This window comes from Mycobacterium sp. UM_WGJ, from assembly GCF_000455125.1.
In the GTDB taxonomy this organism is placed as follows: Bacteria; Actinomycetota; Actinomycetes; order Mycobacteriales; family Mycobacteriaceae; genus Mycobacterium.
This window is the reverse complement of the sequence record NZ_AUWR01000081.1, coordinates 1-17,445: the sequence shown is the minus strand read 5'-3', so window position 1 is coordinate 17,445 and position 17,445 is coordinate 1. Positions and strand designations below refer to the sequence as shown.

The window sequence follows — 17,445 nt, the reverse complement described above, 5'->3', positions numbered from 1 at the left end:
GCCGCGCTAGCGGTCCGCGTCGGTGTAGCGGACGATGCCGCGAATGTTCTTGCCGTCCAGCATGTCCTGGTAGCCCTCGTTGATCTGCTCCAGCTTGTACTGGCGGGTCACCATGTCATCGAGGTTCAGCTTGCCGACCTTGTACATCGACAGCAGTTGCGGGATGTCGTACTGCGGGTTGCCGCCACCGAAGATGGTGCCCTGCAGATTCTTTTGCAGCAGCGTCAACATCGCCAGGTTGAGCGTGACCTGGTTGTCCAGCATGGACCCCATCGCGGTGAGCACGCAGGTGCCGCCCTTGGCGGTCAGGACCATGTAGTTGTCGACGTCGGCGCCGTGCACCTCGCCGACGGTGACGATCACCTTGTGCGCCATCAGCCCGGCGGTGACCTCCATCATGCCGCCCATCGCTGCGAAGATGTCGGGGTAGACGTGGGTGGCGCCGAACTTCAGCGCCTGGTCGCGTTTCCAGTCCACCGGGTCGATGACGAAGATATTGCGGGCTCCGGCATTGACCGCGCCCTGCAGTGCCGACATGCCGACCCCGCCGACACCGACGATCGCGACGTCCTGACCCGGGCGGATGTCGGCGCTGCGGACAGCAGACCCGTAGCCGGTGGTGACGCCGCAGCCGACCAGGCAGGCCACCTCGAACGGAATCGACGGGTCGATCTTCACCACCGAGGACTTGTGCACCACCATCCATGGCGAGAACGTGCCGAGCAGAGTCATCGGGTAGACGCCCTGGCCGCGCGCGGTGACGCGGAAGGTGCCGTCGCTGACCGCCACGCCGTTGAGCAGTCCGGCGCCCAGGTCGCACAGATTGCGCATTCCGGACTGGCAGGTCGGACAGCTGCCACAGGACGGAATGAAGGACAGCACCACGTGGTCGCCGGGCGCGATGTCTTCCACCCCGGGTCCGACTTCGGTGACGATTCCGGCGCCCTCGTGTCCACCGAGGACCGGAAATCCGGCCATGGGAATGCTGCCGGTCATCAGGTGGTGGTCGGAGTGGCACATGCCGGCCGCCTCCATCTGAATCTTGACCTCGTCTTTCTGGGGCTCACCGATTTCGATCTCCTCGACCGACCACGGCTTGTTGAACTCCCAGAGCAACGCACCCTTTGTCTTCACCGCAAACCTGCTTTCCTTTGGAATTTCCGGGACGTCCGGCAGTCCACTGCTCGGAGCCTATAACCCCCTACCGGGCGGCGGGAAGGTTCGTTCGAACCCCCCGACGCACCGGGTCCGCACCGCCTGGTCGCGTGACCGACGACCTAGCCGTGGTAGGCGACCTGTAGATCTTTGACGCCGTTGATCCAGCCGGAACGCAGTCGTTGCGGCTCGGCCAGCTTCGCGATGTCGGGAAGCTGGTTGGCGATCTCGTCGAAGATCAGCCGGATCTCCATCCGGGCCAAGTTGGCGCCGATGCAGTAGTGCGTGCCCTGGCCGCCGAACGCCAGGTGCGGGTTGGGGTCGCGCAGGATGTCGAAACTGAACGGCTGGTCGAAGACCTCTTCGTCGTAGTTGGCCGAGCTGTAGAACAACCCGACGCGCTGCCCCTCGGCGATGGCCACGCCGCCCAGTTCGGTATCGACCCGGGCGGTGCGCTGGAAGCAGTGCACCGGGGTCGCCCAGCGCACGATCTCGTCGACGGCGGTCTCGGGACGCTGCCGCTTGTAGAGCTCCCACTGGTCGGGGTTCTCCGCGAACGCGTTGATTCCGTGTGTCATGGCGTTGCGGGTGGTCTCGTTGCCTGCCACCGCCAGCAGGATGACGAAGAACGCGAACTCGGTCTCGCCGAGGGCTTCGCCGTCGATATCGGCCTGGACCAGCCGGGTGACGATGTCGTCGGCCGGGCAGCGTCGCCGCTCCTCGGCCATGGTGTAGGCATAGCCCATCAACTCCGCGTTGGCCATCGCCGGATCAGAGTCGAAATCCGGGTCATCGGTGTTCATGATCGAATTAGTCCAGTGAAACAGCTTCTCCCGATCGGCCTCGGGAACACCGAGCAGATCGGCGATCGCCAACAGCGGCAATTGCATCGCGATGTCGTCGACGAAATTGCCGCTGTCCTTCTCGGCCGCCGCGGCGACGATCTCGCGCGCCGATTGGGCCAGCTTCTCCTCCAGCGCACTCACCGAGCGGGGCGTGAACAGTCGCGACACCAGCTTGCGCAGTCGGGTGTGCTCGGGCGGGTCATGGTTGATCAATAACGCCTTGGTCAGATCCAATTGGTCCGCGGAGATGCCGTCGGGCAGGCGCATGACCGCGCCCTTGGCGTTGGTCGACCACACGTCGTTGTCGCGCGAGATCTCTTTGATGTGTTGATGTTTGCTGATGACCCAGTAACCGCCGTCATCGAAGATGTTGCTGTGTGAGGGCTGTTCGTTCCACCAGATCGGCGCGGTCCTGCGCAGCTCAGCGAACTGGGTGATCGGCATACCGTGGAGCAGGACATCCGGGTCGGTGAAATCGAAACCTGAACCGAACGGGCAAGCGGATTGCGTTGATGTCAAGACGAACACCTTTGATTGTCGCTGGAGCATAAACCTCGCTCGGGCATACACATGATGGCTAGGTGTATGACCGAGTGTCAACCGTTTTTGTGCGGAACATCGGTGACCAGACCGCCGTCCATGACGAACTCCGAGCCCGTGGCGTAGGAGGACTCGTCGCTGGCCAAGAACAGCACGAAGGTGGCCACTTCGTCGGAGGTGCCGGGCCGCCCAAGCGGAATGGTCACCATGTCCTCGGGCAGATGCTCGGTCATCGGGGTGCGGATGAAACCCGGGTGCAGCGAGTTGACCCGAATGTTGTGGCGGGCCAGTTCGAGCGCGGCGGACTTGGTCAGTCCGCGCACCGCCCATTTTGAGGCCACGTAGGGGTGCACCATCGGTGCCCCGCGCAGACCCTCGATCGAGGACACGTTGATGATGGATCCGCCGCCGGCGGCGATCATCGAATCGATGGACGCGCGCATCCCCAGGAATGTGCCGTTGAGATTGACGTCAATGACGTTGTGCCACTGGTCCAGATCGAACTTGCGCAGCGGCCCCAGTGCGACGGTCCCCGCGTTGTTGACCAACACGTTCAGCTTCCCGAACGTCTCTACCGCGGTTTTCACCGCGGCGGCCCACTGCTCCGGGTCCCGGACGTCGAGATGCACATACCGCGCGGCGTCACCCAGTTCTGTCGCGAGCGCCGCGCCTTCCTCGTCCAGCACGTCGCCGATGACCACCTGCGCGCCCTCGCCGACCAGCATTCGGGCGTCGGCCGCGCCCATACCGCGCGCACCCCCGCTGATCAGGGCCACCTTGCCGTCTACCCGCCCCATGCGCATTCCGCCTTTCAGTCCAGTGCTGTTGGTTGTGTTCGGTGTTTCAGCCGCTGGTTCCCGCGATGACGGCGGGCGCGCCGGCCAACGGCAGGTCCAGGGTGGTGATGATGCCGGCCGGTGCGGCGATGACCGCTGGAATCGCGTTGACCACGCGACCAACACCGACCGCGATCGCGGCGTAGTTGTGGTCGCCGTGCCGGCTGGTGGGGCAGATGTCAACGGTGTAGGACGGTTCGCCGGTGATCTCCACGCGGTAGGAGCCGCCCGGCTGAGCCGGCTGCGCCCAGTCCGGCCGCAGGTCGCTGCGTAGCCGGGTGACGTGCTCAACCACGATCAGGGGCTTGCCGTCGACGATGCCGTTGATCTCGAACTTGAGTGCGGCGACACCGCCTTTGGGGATATGGCCAGCGGCGATATCGAAGGCCTCCGGTGCCGGCTCGCGCTCCGATGAGTCAGTGACGGCGTCCAGGGTCACACCCAGCCCGGCAGCCAGCTCGCGGATTGTCGCGCCCCACGCGATGCTCAAGACGCCTGGCTGCAGCAGCAGCGGTATGTTGTCGAGCGAATTGCCGAAGCCCATCACGTCGAACATGACCTCGGCGCCGTCGTAGGTCGCGTAGTCGGCGATCTCCAGGCAGCGGATCTGCTCAATGCTCTGGCACGTGCTGGCGAAGGCCAGCGGGACGATATCGGTGACGAAGCCCGGATCGACACCGTTGACGTACACGCTCGAATTGCCCTGTCGAGCAGCGTCTTCGATGGGAGCAATGAACTTGTCCGGGATGACGCCCCAGGGGTATTGCAGTACCCCCGGGGCGGTTCCGATGACGTTGATGCCCGCGGCAAGCAGTCGGCAGACGTCCTTGAGGGCGTCGGGTAGCCGGGTGTCACCCATCGCGCAGTAGACCGCAGCCTCGGGTTTGGCGCCCATGATCGCCTCGAAGTCGTCGGTGGCCCCGATGCCGGTGTGGACGTCGAGACCGGCGAGCTCGCCGGCATCCATGCCCACCTTGGCTGCCGTCGAGACCCACACCCCGGTGAGCTCGTAGGCGGGATTGGTGATCAACCCGGACAGGGCGATGCGTCCGGCATTGCCGGTGCCGATCAGGGCGACGCGGATGGCCACGAGTTCTCCTGGAGTGAGTTGTGTTCTACCAGAGTGGAACTGGAGATGTCCCCAGCGGGTAGTAGCCGGGCAGTTTCTCGCCGGCCAGGCTGCGCTCGATGCGCTTCTGCATTCCGCTGGAGAGCTTGCCGGCTGTCATCAGATCCAGGTAGAGCTTCTGGACGTGACCGAAGTCGAAGAAGTCGCGCTGCCATTCGATCTTGCCGTCGGAGTTGAGGCGGAACCAGCTGCCGCCGATGCCGTAGATCTCCGACTCGGTTCCATCGGCGTCCGTCGCAACCTGCTTCCAGAATCCGACGATCTCACCCTGCTTGTCGTCGATGAGCACCCGTTGGTACGGGTACTGCCAGTTGTCCAGCCCTTCCATCTCCAGGCCCAAGGCGATGTCGCGGATCTCGTCGATCCCGACGCACATCACGTCCTCTTTGGGGCCGATATTCCAGCCATAGGTGGCGTCATCGGAGTAGAAGTCGGCCAGCGGTCGCCAGTCACCGGCCGCTTCGGCGTCACGGTTGGCCTGCAGCCAGCGTTCGACCCATTCTTCGTAGAACTCGCGGGGGTTGGGGGCTGAAATCGCCATGTCTATTCCTTCTCTTCAATGGACAAAGCTCGGGTGGGGCAAGACCGTACGGCTGCCTGGATCTGGCGGCGGTCGGAGTCGGGTGGTTCGGAGTCGAGGATCTCGACCTTGCCGTGCTTGGGCACCTGGAAGTAGTCGGGCGCTTCCAGCTCGCACATGGCGTGGCCCTGGCACAGGTCCAGGTCCACCTTCACTGTGTAGCTACCCATTTCAGCGCTCCCTCGGCTTCTACTTGCTGCGCCGGCGGTAGCGCACCTTGGCCGGGCGGGCCAGCTGCACCACCATCTTGGAATGGTCGTTGCGGTAGGTCTCCGGCGGCTGTGACATCTCGAACTCATATTCGCGCAGCAGAACCGAGAAGATCGCCTTGATCTGCATGGTGGCGAAAGCCGCCCCCACGCAGCGATGCCGGCCCGCCCCGAAGGGGATCCACGTCCAGCGGTGAATGACATCCTCCTCGCGCGGCTCGTTGTAGCGCTCCGGCACGAAGTCGTTGGGTTCGGGGAAGTTCTCGGCGATCCGGTTGGAGACCGCTGGCGAAGCCGCCACCATGTCGCCTTCGTGGATCGGGTAGCCGCAGACCTCGAACTCACCCTTGGCCACCCGCATCAGGATGATCAGCGGCGGATGCATGCGCAGGGTCTCTTTGAGCACGTTCTCCAGGTTCGGGATCTGGCGCAGCGCATGGAAACTCACCTCGCCACCGTCGGCGTAGAGCTCGTCGAGCTCCTTGATGACCGCGGCGTGAGCCTCCGGGTGACGCAGCATCTCGATCAGCGTCCACGCGCTGGTTCCCGAGCTGGTGTGATGCCCGGCGAACATCATCGAGATGATGATCCCGGTGATCTCGTCAGCGGAAAATCGCGGGTTGCCGGTCTCGTCCGGAATCGACACCATGACGTCGATCATGTCTCGGCGCTTCTTGTCCGTCTCTGGATTGGCCAGCCGGCCGTTCATGATGCCCTGCACCAGTTCGACCAGCTTGACCCGGGCCTCGTCACGGCGACGGAAGCTCTCGATCGGCAGGTACGGGTCGACGTAGCACAGCGGGTCCGTGCCGTTCTCCAGCTCGTAGTACAGCTGGGCGAACCGGTTGTCGAGTTCTTCGCGGAACTTCCGGCCGATGAGGCACGCGGTCGAGGTGTAGATGGTCAGCTCGGCGAAGAACTCCAGCAGGTCGATTTCGCCCTCGTCGCCCCAGTCGGCGATCATCTGGCGTACTTCGTGCTCGATGGTGCTGGCGTGACGCTTCATGTGTTCGCCACGAAGTGCGGTGTTGTGCAACATCTCCGCGCGTCGCTCCGGCGGAGCGTCGAACACCACGCCGTTGCCGAAGATCGGGGTCATGAACGGGTAGGCCGCGGCCTGGTCGAGCTCATCGTCGGTGGAGCGGAAGAAGAACTCGTTGGCTTCGGCGCCGGTCAGCAGCACCACCTTGCGCCCGGCCAGGTCGAACCAGCCGACGTCGCCGCATTCGTCGCGCACGCGCTGCATCAACGCGATCGGGTCGGTGCGGAATTCTTCGAGGTGGCCGTGCTCGGCCTCGCCCCCGGAGACCCGGGGAACCTCAGTGGTGACGCTCATAACGGCATTCCTTCCTCACCCAGTTGCAGGTGCTGGCGATCGGAGGCGGTGTCGCGCAGCGGGGCTTCGGGCTGCACCTCCATGTCGACGATGTGTGCGCCGCGCGGAGTTTCGGCGACGAAGGCGATGGCTCGAGCCAGGTCTTGCGGCCGAAGGAAGTAGCTGTGGCGCGCCTGACCCCACTTGGCCCAGTCCTCGAGCATCGGCCCCACCTGCTCGGCCGAGAGTTTCCAGCCCATCTCGGTCAGGGTCGGGCCGGGGTGGACGATGGAAGCGCGTACTCCGGTGCCCTCCAGCTCCATCCGCAGGTTGTGCACCATCGCGACCAGCGCTGCTTTGGCCGCACCGTAGGCCCCCATGTGCGGACGCTGCTGCAATGCCACATCGGATCCGACGAAGATCACGTCGCCGCGTTGGCGGGCGACCATGTCCGGCAGCACCGCCGTGGCCAGCCGGTTGGCGCCGATCAGATGGACCTGGATCTGATCGTTGAACGCCTCGGTGGGCAGCTCGTGAATGCGTCCGGGGAACATGTCGCCGGCGCCGGAGACCAGCAACTCGATCTCGCCCAGTGCGTCGATACTCTGTGCCACAAAGGATTTGACCGAGTCGGCGTCGGTGACGTCCAGGTTGAACGCGACCGCCTCGCCGCCGTTGTCCCGGATCTTGCTGACCAGTTCGGCGAGTTTGTCGGTACGTCGGGCACCGAGTGCGACGGGGAATCCGCGGCGCGCCAATTCTTCTGCGGTGGCGGCGCCGATTCCCGAGGATGCGCCAGTGACGATGGCGGGCCGTCGGTCCGGGGATGGGTCGAAACGTGGCATTTATGCCTCCTTGACGGTGATCGGGAGGTCGGCGAAGCCGCGCACGTTGGATGAATGCACCCGCACGGCGTTGGCCTCGTCGACCTGGTAGTCGCTGATCCGGCTGAAAAGTTCGTCGAGCGCCACCCGGGCCTCCATCCGGGCCAGATGTGCGCCGAGGCAGAAGTGGGCGCCGCTGCCGAAACTGAGCAGCTTGGAACCGATGTCGCGTCCGATCCGGAAGGCGTCGGGGTCGTCGAAGACCCGCTCGTCACGGTTTCCGGAACCGGGCAACAACAGCACCACCGAGTCGGCCGGAATGGTGGTGCCGTGCAGCGTGTAGTCCTCCGCGACGGTGCGGGCCAGGATCTGGCTCGGGGTGTCGTAGCGCAGGGTCTCCTCGACCCACAGCGGGATCCGGGAGCGGTCGGCGAAAACCGAGGTCAGCTGGTCGCGATTGCGGTGGCCCCAGTACACGGAGCTGCCGAGCAGCTTGGTAGTGGTCTCGTTGCCGGCGATCACCATCAGGAACAAGAACGCCAGGATCTCCTGGTCGCCGAGCCGGTCGCCGTCGACCTCGGTCTCCAGCAGTGCCGAGGTCAGATTGTCGGCCGGGTTCTTCTTGAAGTCCGCGATCATCGCGTTGTAGTAGGTCATCAGATCCACCGACGCCTGGATCGCGGACTGGGGCACATCGGTCACCCCGTCCTCGCGGTGCAGCACCCCGTCGGCGAGCTCCCGGATGCGGGCCCGGTCGGCCTCCGGCACACCCATCAGCTCGGAGATGACGTCCATCGGCAGTTTGCCGGCGAAATCATTGACGAAGTCGAACGAGCAGGTGCCGTCGGAGCCGGGCTGGATGGCGCTGTCCAGATGCTGGCGCGCCAGCCGAACCACCTGCGGTTCGAGCTCGCGGATCCGGCGTGGGGTGAAGCCCCTGGACACCAGGGTGCGAAGCCGCAGGTGCTGCGGGTCGTCCATCGCCAGAAACGACATCACCAGCTGGGCATGGGGGCCGCGAGAGACCGGGTCCAGCGATACCCCGTCCCGGTTGGACAACGCTTCGCTGTTTCGGAACCCGTGCAGCACATCCTGGTGACGCGAGATCGCCCAGAAGTTGAGCTCTTCGTTGTGATACACCGGAGCCTCGTCGCGCAGCCGCCGGTAGTACGGGAACGGGTCCTCGTGGAAGTCGTAGTCGTAGGGGTTGAGAACCGGTGGCGCCGTCTGCAAAGTCATCGTGGAGCTCCTGATTCGAGGATCAGGCTGACGACGTAGGCCAGCCGATCGGTGATCTGGTGGTAGGTGAAGGCGCCGCTGCCGGCGTTGACCAGAGCGCCGAAGAAGGTCATCTCCAGGGCGGAGACCTTCTGAGAATCCGCGTCCGGGCCGAACGCCGAGGTGATGCGGCGGTGGATCTCCGCGCCGATCCGGTCGCGCACCGTGCGGACCGCTGGGTCGCTGTTGCCGCTGAGCAGTGCCGCGGTGCAGGCCGCCGCGACCTCGGGCTCGTCGGCAACCACCAGTGCCAGGTGCCGCAGCGCCTGGTTGACCCGACTCGGCATCGGCTCGTTGACGTCGGTGAAGTACGGGACCTGACGAACCAGGTCCAGATACACCTCGGCGATCAGATGGTTTTTGGAAGAGAAGTAGGTGTAGGCCGTGGCCGGGGCGACCTTGGCGCGCGCAGCGACCGCGCGCACGGTCAGGTCTGCATAGGACTTCTCCCGCAGCATCTCGACGCCGGCGCGCAGCACCTTGCGGAAGGTCTCCTCCTGACGCCGGTTTCGGGCAGCGGATGTGGCACCCGAGGGTGCCGGGTCGAGAAAGGCAGCGTTCGTCGATGTGACTGCCGCCACCGATTCGCTGGACACCTGTCCAACCTAGCGGAAGGCGGATTTGTTAGGCAAGTCCCCTGGGAAATAAGGGTTTCAGGGCCAGAGGGTTGCGGGTGCGTCAACTCTGAGGCTAGGGTTCGAGCCGGTGATAACGGACATGTGTCCATTTTCGCAGTGTTTCTTCACGGGGGACTGCGACCAAGCTGCGGGAGTGACTGATGGCGCTACTGGCTGACGGCGTAAGCCGGCTGCTTATCGACGGCAAGCTGACCCCGGGCGGAGCCGGCGGCTTTGCCACCATCAACCCGGCCACCGAAGAGGTGCTCGGTGAGGCGGCCAATGCCGACGCCGCCGACGTGGATCGCGCGATCGGCGCGGCGCGCCGGGCGTTCGACGAGACCGACTGGTCGACCAACACGGAACTGCGGGTGCGCTGCGTACGTCAGTTGCGTGACGCGATGCTCGAGCATGTCGAGGAGCTTCGCGATCTGACGATCGCCGACGTGGGCGCGCCCCGGATGCTGACTGCCGGCGCGCAGTTGGAAGGGCCGATCAACGATCTCAGTTTCGCCGCGGACACCGCCGAAAACTACGAGTGGGCAAAGGATCTCGGCCAAGCCTCGCCGATGGGCATCCCTACGCGGCGCTCGGTGGTGCGAGAGGCGGTGGGCGTCGTCGGCGCCATCACCCCGTGGAACTTCCCGCACCAGATCAACCTGGCCAAGCTGGGCCCGGCGCTGGCCGCCGGCAACACTGTCGTGCTCAAGCCCGCGCCCGATACGCCGTGGGTCGCCGCGGTGCTCGGAGAGCTGATCGCGGAGCAGACCGACATTCCGCCGGGTGTGGTCAACATCGTCACCTCGACCGACCACGCGCTGGGCGCCACACTAGCCAAAGACCCACGGGTGGACTTGGTTTCGTTCACCGGCTCGACCGCCACCGGCCGTAGCGTGATGGCCGACGCCGCAGCCACCATCAAGAAGGTGTTCCTGGAGCTGGGTGGAAAATCCGCCTTCCTGGTGCTCGACGATGCCGACCTGGCCGCGGCCTGCTCGGTCGCCGGATTCTCGGTCTGCCTGCACGCCGGGCAGGGCTGCGCGATCACCACGCGACTGGTGGTGCCCCGGGCCCGCTACGACGAAGCGGTCGCCATCGCGGCCGGCACCATGGGCTCGATCAAGGCCGGGGACCCGTCCAAGCCCGGCACCATCTGCGGCCCGGTGATCTCGGCTCGCCAGCGCGACCGGGTGCAGAGCTACCTGGATCTCGCGATCACCGAGGGCGGCAACTTCGCCTGCGGCGGCGGTCGCCCCGCGGACCAGCCCGCCGGCTTCTTCATCGAACCCACCGTGATCGCTGGGCTGACCAACGAGGCGCGGGTGGCCCGCGAAGAGATCTTCGGCCCCGTGCTCACCGTGATCGCGCATGACGGCGACGACGACGCGGTGCGCATCGCCAACGACTCGCCCTACGGGTTGTCCGCCACCGTCTACGGCGCCGACGCCGAGCGGGCGGCGGGAGTGGCGGCCCGACTGCGGGCCGGCACCGTCAACGTCAACGGTGGGGTCTGGTACTCCGCGGACATGCCGTTCGGCGGGTACAAGCAGTCCGGCAATGGCCGCGAGATGGGCATCGCCGGGTTCGAGGAGTACCTCGAAACCAAAGCCATTGCGACAGCAGCGAACTAACGACCAACACCGGATCAAGGAGAACAAGCAGATGGGTCAATTCGACGACAAGGTGGCTATCGTCACCGGCTCCGGTGGCGGAATCGGGCAGGCCTACGCCCAGGCCCTCGCCGCCGACGGTGCCGCGGTAGTGGTCGCTGACATCAACATCGACGGCGCGAAGACGGTGGCCGACCAGATCGTCGCCGATGGCGGCAAGGCGATCGCGGTGCGCGTCGATGTCTCAGACCTGGAGTCGGCGCACGCAATGGCGGATGCGGCCGTGGCCGAGTTCGGCGGAATCGACTACCTGGTCAACAATGCCGCGATCTTCGGCGGGATGAAGCTCGACGGCCTGCTTACCGTGCCGTGGGACTACTACGAGAACTTCATGCGGGTGAACCTGGACGGCGCACTGATCTGCACGCGGGTCGTCTACGAGCAGATGGCCAAGCGGGGCGGCGGTGCGATCGTCAACCAGTCCTCCACCGCGGCATGGGTGTACTCGAACTTCTACGGTCTGGCCAAGGTCGGGGTTAACGGTCTGACTCAGCAGCTCTCCCGTGAGCTGGGCTGGCGCAACATCCGGATCAACGCGATCGCACCCGGCCCGATCGACACCGAGGCCAACCGGGTCACCACCCCGCAGGCCATCGTGAAACAGATGGTCCAGCAGCTGCCGCTGGCCCGGATGGGTACGCCGGAGGACCTCGTCCCGATGTGTCTGTTCCTGCTCTCGGACCAGGCGTCGTGGATCACCGGCCAGATCTTCAACGTTGACGGCGGACAGATCATCCGCTCATGAGCAGCCCGGAACAACAGCCGCGCCTTGGCTACATCGGCCTCGGCAACATGGGTGCACCGATGGCCAAGCGTTTGGTCGACTGGCCCGGTGGCGTCACGATATTCGACCTGCGGACCGAGGCGATGACGCCACTGGCCGAGGCCGGAGCCAGGGTCGCCGGCAGCGTCGCGGAAGTCGGGGCGAACGCCGACATCATCAGCATCACGGTGCTCGACGACGCCCAAGTCCGGCAAGTGGTCGCCGAACTGGTGCCCGCGGTGAAGCCGGGTGCCGTCATCGCGATCCACTCGACAATCGCCGACACCACGGCCGCTGAGCTGGCCGAGGAACTGAAGCCGCAGGGCATTCATGTCATCGACGCACCGGTCAGCGGTGGTGCGGGTGCGGCCGAGAAAGGCGACCTGGCAACCATGGTCGGTGCCGATCGCGCGGTCTACGAGCAGATCAAGCCGGCATTCAAGCAGTGGGCGTCGTTGGTGATCCATGCCGGGGCGCCCGGTGCCGGAACGCGGATGAAGCTGGCGCGCAACATGTTGACGTTCACTGCCTACGCAGCGGCCGGTGAAGCGATGAAATTGGCCGAGGCGGCCGGACTCGATCTGCAGGCGCTGGGCCGGGTGGTGCGTCACACCGATGCGCTCACCGGTGGACCCGGCGCGATCATGCTGCTGGACTCGACCGCACCGCTTCCGGCGGACCACTTCCTCTACAACGCCTTCACTCACACCCGGGGACTCGGCGAGAAAGACCTCAGCCTGGCACTGGGATTGGGACAGACCACCGGCGTCGACCTTCCGCTTGCCCAGGTGGCGCTGGCCGAACTCGCCGCCGGTCTGGGTGTGCCGCACTCCAAGGACTAGGAGAGATCAGATGGACGAACTGCGCCGTACCGGGCTGGCCAAGATGAACGAGGTCTACGCCTGGGACATGCCCGACATGCCGGGCGAGTACTTTGCGCTCACCGCCGATCACCTGTTCGGCCGGATCTGGAGCCGGCCAGGGCTTTCCATGCGCGACAAGCGCCTGATGACGCTGACAGTGGTCACCGCGGTGGGGGAGAAGGACCTGGCCGAGATCCAGGTCAACGCCGCGCTGCACAACGGCGAACTGACCGAGGACGAGCTGCGCGAGATGGCCATCTTCATCACCCACTACGTCGGCTTCCCACGCGGATCCGGGTTGAACGCCGTGGTGGAGAAGGTGATCGCCAAGCGCAACAGGGCCGCCGCCGAGGGCAAGGGCGAGGACAAAAAGGCCAACGTCGCAGCCGTTCTGGATAAGCAGAAGGGCGAGTGACCGAGGCCCTGCTCGCCGCGCGGGGCGCCGTCGTGGTCGGTGGTAGCCGCGGCATCGGCCGGGCGGTAGCTGAACTGTTGGCGGCGTGCGGTGCCGGAGTGGTGGTCAACGGCCGGGATCCCGAGGCGGTGGCAGAGACGGTGGGCGCGATCACCGGTTCGGGTGGGCGCGCTGTCGGCGTATCCGGCGCTGCCCACGTCGAGGCGACGGCCGTGGCGCTGGTCCAGGCCTGTCGGGAGGAATACGGCAGCGTCGACGTGCTGATCAACTGCGCCGGCGTCGCCGAACCCCCCGGATCCTCGATCCTGTCAGTGTCCACCGAGCAATTCCACGATCTGCTCGACGCACACTTGGGCACAGCTTTCCAGACCAGCCGGGCGGCCGCGCCGATCATGGTCGAGCAACGCCGCGGCTCGATCGTCAACAGCGGATCGGTGGCATTTCTGGGCGATTACGGCGGCACCGGGTATCCCGCCGGCAAGGGCGCGATCAACGGCCTGACCGTGGCGGTGGCCGCGGAGCTCGCCCCCTACGGCGTGCGGGCGAACGTCGTCTGTCCCGGTGCGAAGACCCGGTTGTCCACCGGAGATGACTATGAGAAACACATCCGAGACCTGAACGCCAGAGGTCTGTTGGATGAGATCAGCATGCGGGCTTCGCTGGATCCGGCCCCCGCCGATTACGTCGCGCCGCTGTACGCCTACCTGGCCAGTGACCTGTCTGCTGGGGTCAGCGGATCGGTGTTCCTGGCCTCGGGAGGTTTTCTCGGCCGCTTCGAGCGGCCCATCCCCGCGGTGCTCGGATACCGCGATCACCAGCGCTTTTCCCCCTGGACCGTCGACGAAGTGCACACCATGGTGGCGAGCCGCTGACACGACGGAGACGTCGACGACGGCTTGGAGCGCCGCCTCAAACCAGCGACGGCGCAGATGACATCAAAGTAGACGAGCGTCGCGATTGGGCGACCTGTTTCGGTCTCAAAAACTGGTCGGACTACGCTTCCGGCGGGGATCGGCCGCTGCCTGCGATGGCGCCTGTCGGAAAAATCGATGTTTCTATTAGTAAGCCTATGGTTAAGTTCACTTTTTATGTCCATTGTGATGGACTTCATCAACTTTGTGAACGCGACCTGGCGTTCTAGGGCTATTCGATCGCTCCCTTTCCGCTACAGGAAACTTCTCTCCAGTTTCGAGTGGCGGGCCGCGCTACTCGTCGGTAGCTTCCGCCTGTGCGGAGCCTGTCCGCATCCTCAGGTTGAGGACACGCCGATCCGGGAGCAAGTAGGACGTGACTCGTCAGCACAGCAGCAAGCGCATGGGTCGATCGAAGGGCCAGCAGGTATGCGGCGACGTGGTTCGTTCGTCTGGTGGGCGCGTGGTGCGGCGGCGTGTGGTGGGTGCGTCGAGTGTGGTGGCGGCGTTTTTGGCGTTTGGGGTTGGTCCGGCGCCGACGGCGTCTGCGGATTTCGAGGACCTGTTCGATCCGGTGTTCTGGTCGGGACTGTCGGATTCGGGTGCGGCTGCGGGGGTGTGGTCGGGCTGGTTGGCCGATCCGGGTGCCGCGGATGCGGGGTTCATCTATGACGTGTTTGAGCAGTTCGATCTGGCGGTGGCGACGTTTTATCACGAGCAGTTGTACCTGCCGCTGTACAACCTGACGCAGGACTTTATTGCTGGTAATGAGCAGTTTCTGGATCTGATCAACCAGCCGTGGGTGGACTTGTTCGGTCGGGAGTTGATCGGCAATGGGGTCGATGGGTTCACCGGGTCCAACGAGACCCTGTTCGGTTCGCTGGGGTGGTTCGGCAATCTGGGCGATGGCGGGTTTTTGTTCGGTGATGGTGGCGCCGGGGCTGAGGGTGTGGCCGGTATTGCTGGTGGTGCCGGTGGTGTGGGTGGCGCTGCGGGCATGTTCGGCAATGGTGGTGTCGGCGGTAGCGGTGTCGAGGGCGGCGATGGTGGCGCCGGCGGTGTCGGCGGTTGGCTGTTCGGTGACGGTGGTGCCGGCGGCGCGGGTGGCGCGTCGATCGATGCGCTGGTGGCCGGCGGTAACGGCGGCGCCGGCGGTGATGTGATCAGCCTGCTGGGTTTCGGTGGCGCTGGTGGCGCCGGGGGCGCGGGCGCGGTCGGTGCGGCCGGTGCGGCTGGTCTTGACGGGGTGCTGGGTGCGCTCAACGGCACGGCCGGCGCCGACGGGCTCGTCGGTGGTCTGGGTGGCAATGGTGGCGCTGGTGGAGCTGCCGGATTCGTGCTCGGCATCGGTGGTTTGGGTGGCGCCGGTGGCGTGGGCGGCACCGGAGGTGTCGGCGGTGCTGGTGGCGCAGGCGGGGTGAGCCTGGATGATGTGGGCGGCAATGGTGGCGCCGGGGGTCTGGGCGGCGATGGCGGCGGCGGCGGCCGTGGTGGTGTCGGTGGTGTGGGTGGGCACTTCGGTGCTGCCGGTCATGGTGGTGTGGGCGGCAATGCCGGTTGGGCCGGTGATGGTGGCGCCGGTGGTCTCGGTGGTGATGGCGCCCTCGGTGGCGGTGATGGTGGCGATGGTGGCGCCGGCGGACAGATCGGCACGCTCGTCGGTGCTGGCGGGGCTGCGGGTGAGAAGTTCATGGCCTGGATGTGGGGCAACGCCGGGCGCCCCGGTGCCGACGGTCAGTTGCCGGTCGGGATCAGCGGCAACGGCGGTGTCGGCGGCGCCGGCGGCAACGGCACCGGCCTGTTGGCCACTGGTGACGGCGCCTCCGGCGGCAACGGTGGCATCGGTGGTGATGGTGGCGCGCACGGCAACGGCGCCACCGGGGGGCTCGGCGGAAACGGTAGTGCGGGCGCGGTCGGTGCCGATGCCACCGATGCTGGGGGTGCCGGGGTCTCCGGCGGCAATGGTGGCCATGGTGGTGCCGGTGGTGCCGGTGGCTCGGGCGGTTCGGTTATCGGCAACGCCGGCAATGGTGGCGCAGGTGGCAAGGGCGCAGCCGGGGGTACTGGGGGTTCCGGTGCCGACGGCGCCGCGGGGACGTTCGCCGATGGTGGCGACGGCAACGGTGGGGCTGGTGGTAACGCCGGCTCTGGTGGTGCGGGCGGCAATGGGGGTGCCGGTGGTGTGGCCGGCAGTGCCACCAACGGTGCCGCCGGTATCACCGGTTCCGGCGGTGCCGCCGGCGAGGGCGGCAATGCCGGAATCGCAGGCGCTGGTGGTGCGGGTGCGGCTGGTACCGCGGAGCGCCCCGACGCCGGCAATGGTGGTGCCGGTGGGGCCGGGGGCGACTTCGGTGCCGGCGGGACCGGTGGCAGCGACGGCGATGGCACCGGCCAGGGCGCGGACGGGTTGGATGGGGCGGCCACCGTCGGGGGCAACGGTGGTCTCGGCGGTGATGGCTTCTTGGGCACCAATGGTGTCGCGGGCAGCATTGATGGCACCGGCGGTGGCCACGGCGGCAACGGTGGTGATGGTGGTGCCGGCGGGTTGGCTGCGGACGGTTCCCACGCGGCGCAGGGTGTCGGTGGCGCCGGTGGCGATGGTGGTGCCGGCGGCAACGGCTTCAACGGCTTGCACGGTGACGAGCCGGGCGCTCATGGCACTCATGCCGGTGATGGGGGCGCCGGTGGCAACGGCGGCGCGGGCGGGCAGGGCTCCACTGTCGGTGCCCACGGTGTGGGTGGGCTCGGCGGTAACGGCGGCAACGGGGGCAATGGTGCCGACGGGGCGAACGGTGCCGGCGGGGACAGTGAGCAGGCAGCCGGCTATGCCGGCCAGGACGGCGGCAACGGCGGCAACGCCGGTAAGGGTGGCGCCGGTGGGGCCAGCGGTGGCGGTATCTCCGCGGCCAGCGGTAGCGATGGTGTCGCCGGTATCGGTGGCAACGGTGGTGTCGGTGGTACCGGCCTCGACGGAGTCAACGGCACCGCGGAAAACCCTGATGGCACGGCCGGTGCTGCGGGTGGCGCGGGCGGTAACGGCGGCCAGGGCGGTCTCGAAGCTGACGGCACCACGCAGGCGACCACCGGCAATGGTGGTGCCGGCGGTCTGGGTGGTCGTGGCGGCAACGGTTTCAACGGCGCCAACGGTGATGCGCCCGGTGCTGATGGCACCCGTGGCGGCAACGGTGGTGCCGGTGGTGCCGGCGGTGTTGGTGGTAGTGGCACCGTTGAGGGTGCTCACGGTGTTGGTGGTGTCGGGGGTAACGCCGGCAACGGTGGTGACGGGGCGCACGGTGGCAACGGCCTCAACGGCGACATCAACAACCCCAACGGCACCGCCGGCCAAGACGGTGGCGCCGGCGGCAACGCCGGCAAGGGCGGTCTCGGTGGCGACAGCGGTAACGGCACCACCGCCGCCAACGGCAGCGATGGTGTCGCCGGGCAAGGCGGCAATGGTGGTGCCGGTGGCCGGGGCGCTGACGGTGTCGATGGCTT

General features: G+C 66.4%; 16 protein-coding genes. 6 read left to right on the top strand and 10 right to left on the bottom strand.

All coding sequences use genetic code 11. The annotated features are described in order from the left end of the window. Positions 1–6: 6 nt before the first annotated feature. The 10 genes from N416_RS0120005 to N416_RS0119960 all read right to left on the bottom strand — a co-directional run bounded on the left by N416_RS0120005 (position 7) and on the right by N416_RS0119960 (position 9,292). On the bottom strand, positions 7–1,134 hold the full coding sequence (locus N416_RS0120005; protein WP_024443871.1) for an NDMA-dependent alcohol dehydrogenase: 1,128 nt from the start codon (positions 1,132–1,134) through the stop codon (positions 7–9). A 143-nt stretch (positions 1,135–1,277) separates the two neighbouring features. Then, positions 1,278–2,549 (bottom strand): cytochrome P450, encoded by a 1,272-nt coding sequence (locus N416_RS0120000; RefSeq protein WP_155943414.1) that lies wholly within the window; start codon positions 2,547–2,549, stop codon positions 1,278–1,280. A 47-nt stretch (positions 2,550–2,596) separates the two neighbouring features. Next, the gene (locus N416_RS0119995) at positions 2,597–3,337 is read right to left on the bottom strand and encodes a glucose 1-dehydrogenase (RefSeq protein WP_024443869.1); all 741 of its coding nucleotides are present in this window, start codon (positions 3,335–3,337) and stop codon (positions 2,597–2,599) included. Positions 3,338–3,383: 46 nt separating this feature from the next. After that, positions 3,384–4,466, bottom strand: coding sequence for a diacylglycerol kinase (locus N416_RS0119990; protein WP_024443868.1), 1,083 nt, complete (start codon positions 4,464–4,466; stop codon positions 3,384–3,386). Positions 4,467–4,491: 25 nt separating this feature from the next. Continuing rightward, positions 4,492–5,046, bottom strand: coding sequence for a nuclear transport factor 2 family protein (locus tag N416_RS0119985; RefSeq protein WP_036458735.1), 555 nt, complete (start codon positions 5,044–5,046; stop codon positions 4,492–4,494). A gap of 2 nt (positions 5,047–5,048) precedes the next feature. Beyond that, positions 5,049–5,255, bottom strand: a complete 207-nt coding sequence (locus tag N416_RS0119980; RefSeq protein ID WP_024443866.1) for a ferredoxin — start codon at positions 5,253–5,255, stop codon at positions 5,049–5,051. Positions 5,256–5,274: 19 nt separating this feature from the next. After that, a complete protein-coding gene (locus N416_RS0119975; RefSeq protein WP_024443865.1) occupies positions 5,275–6,630 on the bottom strand; it encodes a cytochrome P450 in 1,356 nt (451 codons plus the stop codon). Further along, positions 6,627–7,454, bottom strand: coding sequence for an SDR family oxidoreductase (locus N416_RS0119970; RefSeq protein ID WP_024443864.1), 828 nt, complete (start codon positions 7,452–7,454; stop codon positions 6,627–6,629). The genes N416_RS0119975 and N416_RS0119970 overlap by 4 nt, the downstream gene beginning before the upstream one ends. Beyond that, a complete protein-coding gene (locus N416_RS0119965) occupies positions 7,455–8,672 on the bottom strand; it encodes a cytochrome P450 (RefSeq protein WP_024443863.1) in 1,218 nt (405 codons plus the stop codon). Continuing rightward, complete coding sequence (locus N416_RS0119960; RefSeq protein WP_192831008.1) at positions 8,669–9,292, bottom strand: TetR family transcriptional regulator; 624 nt, start codon at positions 9,290–9,292, stop codon at positions 8,669–8,671. The genes N416_RS0119965 and N416_RS0119960 overlap by 4 nt, the downstream gene beginning before the upstream one ends. 197 nt (positions 9,293–9,489) lie before the next feature. On the opposite strand from N416_RS0119960, the gene N416_RS0119955 reads away from it, so the two are divergent. From N416_RS0119955 to N416_RS23395, 6 genes are all read left to right on the top strand, one after another. After that, entirely contained in the window at positions 9,490–10,959 is a 1,470-nt protein-coding gene (locus N416_RS0119955; protein ID WP_024443861.1) for an aldehyde dehydrogenase, read from the top strand. 31 nt (positions 10,960–10,990) lie between these two features. Beyond that, on the top strand, positions 10,991–11,743 hold the full coding sequence (locus N416_RS0119950) for an SDR family oxidoreductase (protein WP_024443860.1): 753 nt from the start codon (positions 10,991–10,993) through the stop codon (positions 11,741–11,743). Then, positions 11,740–12,603 (top strand): NAD(P)-dependent oxidoreductase, encoded by an 864-nt coding sequence (locus N416_RS0119945; protein ID WP_024443859.1) that lies wholly within the window; start codon positions 11,740–11,742, stop codon positions 12,601–12,603. Before N416_RS0119950 ends, N416_RS0119945 begins: the two co-directional genes overlap by 4 nt. A 10-nt stretch (positions 12,604–12,613) precedes the next feature. After that, the gene (locus N416_RS0119940) at positions 12,614–13,039 is read left to right on the top strand and encodes a carboxymuconolactone decarboxylase family protein (RefSeq protein WP_024443858.1); all 426 of its coding nucleotides are present in this window, start codon (positions 12,614–12,616) and stop codon (positions 13,037–13,039) included. After that, a complete protein-coding gene (locus N416_RS0119935) occupies positions 13,036–13,911 on the top strand; it encodes an SDR family NAD(P)-dependent oxidoreductase (protein ID WP_024443857.1) in 876 nt (291 codons plus the stop codon). Before N416_RS0119940 ends, N416_RS0119935 begins: the two co-directional genes overlap by 4 nt. A 442-nt stretch (positions 13,912–14,353) precedes the next feature. After that, a partial coding sequence (locus N416_RS23395; protein WP_369797624.1) for a hypothetical protein occupies positions 14,354–17,445 on the top strand: 3,092 nt, incomplete at its 3' end.